The sequence below is a fragment of the Pseudomonas sp. A39 genome, from assembly GCF_058145955.1.
In genome coordinates this window covers 1-4,483 of sequence record NZ_JBYVMD010000099.1, presented here as the reverse complement: position 1 = coordinate 4,483, position 4,483 = coordinate 1, and the positions used below count along the sequence as shown (strand labels likewise).

Here is a 4,483-nt window from a genome sequence, read left to right as displayed (position 1 = left end):
TCCGCTTTCGACCGAGAGGATCGAAACGTTAATAGAGCCAAACAACACTGCTCTACCAACTCCTTCTGGGCTTCGATGAACTGAAGCAACTCGCTGTCGAATTCTGCGTAACTCTTTGTTTACCAAGGAGTTTTTCGTTTCGACTGCGCCGGAAGTGGGGCGAATTATAGACAGATATAATTCGCCGTCAACACTTAATTTCGGGTTTATTCGGATTTGAGCGTAATACGCGCAAATGCCTTCTTCCCCGCCTGGCAAACGTGGGTGCTACCCAGCTCGCATATAAAGGTACGATCTACGACCTCGCCATCTACACGCACACCACCCGAACCCAACAGGTCACGTGCTACCGCCGAGTTCTTCACCAAACCTGCTTTATTAAGGACGGCAGCGATTGGCATCGCTTCAGCAGCAGACAGCTCGATCTCCGGCAAATCATCCGGCAACTCGCCGTCCTTCATGCGATTGCCCGCAGCACGGTGAGCATTAGCCGCTGCTTCTTCGCCATGGAAGCGCGCAACAATCTCTTCCGCCAGCTTGATCTTCACGTCACGCGGATTGGCGCCTGCCTCTACATCAGCACGCAGCGCATTGATCTCATCCATCGAGCGGAAGCTCAGCAACTCGAAGTAACGCCACATCAGCGCATCAGGAATCGAAACCAGCTTGCCGTACATGACGCCCGGGGCTTCCTGGATACCAACATAGTTACCCAGAGACTTGGACATCTTCTTGACGCCATCCAACCCCTCCAGCAACGGCATAGTCAGAATGCACTGGGCCTCCTGGCCATACGCACGCTGCAGCTCACGCCCCATCAGCAGGTTGAACTTCTGATCGGTGCCGCCGAGCTCAACATCCGCACGCAACGCCACCGAGTCGTAGCCCTGAACCAGCGGATAGAGGAACTCATGAATGGCGATCGGCTGATTGGTAGAGTAGCGCTTGTCGAAGTCATCACGCTCAAGCATGCGTGCGACGGTGTACTGGGAGGTCAGGCGAATGAAATCCGCCGGCCCCATCTGATCCATCCAAGTGGAGTTGAACGCCACCTCGGTCTTGGCCGGATCAAGGATCTTGAATACCTGCGTCTTGTAGGTCTCGGCGTTATCGAGAACCTGCTCGCGAGTCAGCGGAGGGCGCGTGGCACTCTTGCCGCTCGGATCGCCGATCATCCCGGTGAAATCACCTATAAGGAAGATGACCTGATGCCCCAGCTCCTGGAACTGGCGCAGCTTATTAATAAGCACGGTATGGCCCAGGTGCAAATCCGGCGCAGTCGGATCAAAGCCAGCCTTAATACGCAGGGGTTGGCCACGCTTGAGCTTTTCGATCAGCTCGGCCTCGACCAACAGTTCTTCCGCACCACGTTTTATCAGCGCTAGCTGCTCTTCAACCGACTTCATAACAGACCCGCAAGGCTCAGATTCAAAAGGGAACCAACCATACAAGATCAGGGACTAATTACAAGTTTTGCCCTGCGAACGGACACCGTTCAGCAAGCCCAGCGTTCGCGAGCTTGCGCCACAGATGATTTGGTTATATTTTATACAGTTATTTCATCTTCATCATGTCATTCATCTTTTCCATTTCATCTTCAAAGTCAAATTACCTATGACCACTGAACCGTCTAAAGCGCCGCCGCTTTACCCGAAGACCCACCTGCTCGCCGCAAGTGGTATCGCCGCCCTTCTCAGCCTGGCACTCCTGGTATTCCCTTCCAGTGACGTAGAAGCCAAACGAACATCCCTGAGCCTTGACTTGGAAAGTCCGGTTGAACAACTGACACAAGATCAAGACGCTTCCGACGCACAACAAGCCACAAATGCTCCAGTGGACTCACCGTTCGCCCAGATAGAAAATAGCCCGGAAGACACACAGCAAGCCGCTCAGACTAAGGCCGCGCCGACTGTAGACACAGCCAAGAATCCCCAGCACCGCGAAGTCATCGTTGGCAAGGGCGATACGCTCTCGACGCTATTCGAGAAAGTCGGTATCCCCGCAGCCACCGTCAACGAAGTACTCGCCAGCGACAAACAAGCCAAGCAGTTCACCCAGCTCAAACGCGGTCAAAAGCTGGAATTCGAACTGACACCCGACGGACAGCTCAACAACCTGCACAGCAATGTCAGCGACCTCGAAAGCATCACCCTGACTAAAGGCGCCAAAGGCTTTGCCTTCAACCGCGTCACCACCAAGCCGGTGATGCGCTCCGCCTATGTACACGGCGTAATCAACAGCTCGCTGTCGCAATCCGCGGCCCGCGCCGGCCTGTCCCACAGCATGACCATGGACATGGCCAGCGTGTTCGGCTACGACATCGACTTCGCCCAGGACATCCGCCAAGGCGACGAATTCGATGTGATCTATGAGCAGAAAGTCGCGAATGGCAAAGTGGTCGGCACCGGCAATATTCTCTCCGCACGCTTTACCAACCGTGGCAAGACCTACACCGCCGTGCGCTACACCAACAAACAAGGCAACAGCAGCTACTACACCGCCGACGGCAATAGCATGCGCAAAGCCTTCATCCGCACGCCGGTAGACTTCGCTCGCATTAGCTCGCGTTTCTCCATGGGTCGCAAGCATCCAATTCTGAACAAAATCCGCGCCCACAAAGGCGTCGACTACGCTGCCCCGCGCGGCACGCCAATCAAGGCGGCCGGCGACGGTAAAGTGCTGTTGGCCGGACGCCGTGGTGGTTACGGTAATACCGTGATCATCCAGCACGGGAACACCTACCGCACCCTGTATGGGCACATGCAAGGCTTCGCCAAGGGCGTGCAAACCGGCGGCACCGTCAAGCAAGGCCAGGTGATCGGCTACATCGGCACTACCGGCCTGTCCACCGGCCCGCACTTGCACTACGAATTCCAGGTTAATGGGGTGCACGTCGACCCGCTGGGCCAAAAACTGCCAATGGCCGATCCGATCGCCAAGGCCGAGCGCGCTCGATTCATGCAACAGAGCCAGCCGTTGATGGCGCGCATGGACCAAGAGCGCTCCACCCTGCTGGCTTCGGCGAAGCGTTAAGGTATGTCGCTCTATATAGGCGTGATGTCCGGGACCAGTCTCGATGGCCTGGACATCGCTTTGATCGAACAGGCCCCGGCGATCAAACTGATCGCCACGCACTACCTCCCCATGCCGGATACCCTGCGCACCGAGCTGCTCGCCCTGTGCGCCAGCGGCCCGGATGAGATCGCCCGCTCAGCAATCGCCCAACAGAAATGGGTGAACCTGGCAGCACAGGGCATTCACGCATTACTCGTTCAGCAACACCTCAAGCCCCAGGACATCCGCGCGATCGGCAGCCATGGCCAGACCATCCGCCATGAACCCGCCCGGGGCTTTACCGTGCAGATCGGCAATCCGGCCTTGCTCACCGAGCTGACCAACATCACCGTGGTCAGCGACTTCCGCAGCCGCGATGTCGCCGCCGGCGGCCAGGGCGCCCCGCTGGTCCCGGCATTCCATGAAGCACTGTTTGGTGAACGCACCGGCAACCGTGCCGTATTGAATGTGGGCGGTTTCAGCAATCTCAGCCTGATCGAGACCGGTAAACCTGTAGCCGGATTCGATTGCGGCCCAGGCAATGTGCTGTTGGATGCCTGGATTCACCAACAACGCAGCGAGCACTTTGATCGCGATGGTCAGTGGGCTGCCAGCGGCAAGGTTGAGCCCCAACTGCTCAATGCCCTGCTCAGCGATCCATTCTTCGTGGCCAAGGGCCCCAAGAGCACTGGGCGCGAAGTGTTCAACCTGGAATGGCTGCATCAACACCTTGGCCGTCTCCCCGCATTCGAACCTCAAGATGTGCAGGCCACGCTGCTGGAGCTGACCGCGCTCACCATCGTCGAGTCGTTGCAGTCCGCCCAACCCCAGACAGAAACACTGCTGGTGTGTGGCGGTGGCGCTCACAACGCCACGCTGATGAATCGCCTGGCAGCCCTGCTACCGTCAACCCACGTCAGCAGCACCGCCACCTATGGCGTAGACCCCGACTGGGTCGAGGCAATGGCCTTCGCGTGGCTGGCCCATTGCTGCCTCGAAGGCATCGCGGCCAACCGCCCGAGCGTCACCGGCTCACGCGGGCTTCGGGTGCTGGGCGCGATATATCCCGCCTGACCGCCCCCATAATCCGTAGACAGCAAAACGCCGCTTGGCCTATCAAAGCCAAGCGGCGTTTCTGTACTGCTATAGATCAGATCGAGAACGAAGACCCACAACCACAGGTGGTCGTAGCATTAGGGTTCTTGATCACGAAACGTGAACCCTCCAGACCTTCCTGGTAATCCACCTCGGCACCTGCCAAGTACTGGAAACTCATTGGGTCCACGACCAGGCTTACGCCCTCGCGCTCAACGATGGTGTCATCATCGGCCACATCTTCATCGAAGGTAAAACCGTACTGAAACCCTGAACAACCGCCGCCCGTAACGAATACGCGCAGCTTCAAGCGATCATTACCCTCTTCATCGAC

At 57.5% G+C, this 4,483-nt stretch carries 4 protein-coding genes; 2 read left to right on the top strand and 2 right to left on the bottom strand.

Annotation, left to right across the window (positions count from 1 at the left end; translation table 11 throughout):
- Window positions 1–206: 206 nt before the first annotated feature.
- Window positions 207–1,406: a tyrosine--tRNA ligase gene (tyrS, locus tag AC3ZU9_RS31225; RefSeq protein WP_102061918.1), complete on the bottom strand. Its 1,200-nt coding sequence runs from the start codon at window positions 1,404–1,406 to the stop codon at window positions 207–209.
- 208 nt (window positions 1,407–1,614) lie between these two features.
- Between tyrS and AC3ZU9_RS31220 the strand changes: the two genes are divergently transcribed.
- Both AC3ZU9_RS31220 and AC3ZU9_RS31215 read left to right on the top strand, forming a co-directional pair.
- Window positions 1,615–3,033, top strand: a complete 1,419-nt coding sequence (locus AC3ZU9_RS31220) for a peptidoglycan DD-metalloendopeptidase family protein (protein ID WP_046035026.1) — start codon at window positions 1,615–1,617, stop codon at window positions 3,031–3,033.
- 3 nt (window positions 3,034–3,036) lie between these two features.
- Window positions 3,037–4,128 (top strand): anhydro-N-acetylmuramic acid kinase, encoded by a 1,092-nt coding sequence (locus AC3ZU9_RS31215; RefSeq protein WP_015886145.1) that lies wholly within the window; start codon window positions 3,037–3,039, stop codon window positions 4,126–4,128.
- Between the two features lie 76 nt (window positions 4,129–4,204).
- Here AC3ZU9_RS31215 and erpA read toward each other — a convergent pair.
- Window positions 4,205–4,483, bottom strand: a 279-nt coding sequence (erpA, locus tag AC3ZU9_RS31210) for an iron-sulfur cluster insertion protein ErpA (RefSeq protein WP_490091778.1), incomplete at its 5' end; no start/stop codon positions are given.

Coding starts and splice junctions, on each gene's coding strand:
- AC3ZU9_RS31220 (WP_046035026.1), top strand. CDS start 1,615: ATGACCACTGAACCGTCTAAAGCGCCGCCGCTTTACCCGAAGACCCAC.
- tyrS (WP_102061918.1), bottom strand. CDS start 1,406: ATGAAGTCGGTTGAAGAGCAGCTAGCGCTGATAAAACGTGGTGCGGAA.
- AC3ZU9_RS31215 (WP_015886145.1), top strand. CDS start 3,037: ATGTCGCTCTATATAGGCGTGATGTCCGGGACCAGTCTCGATGGCCTG.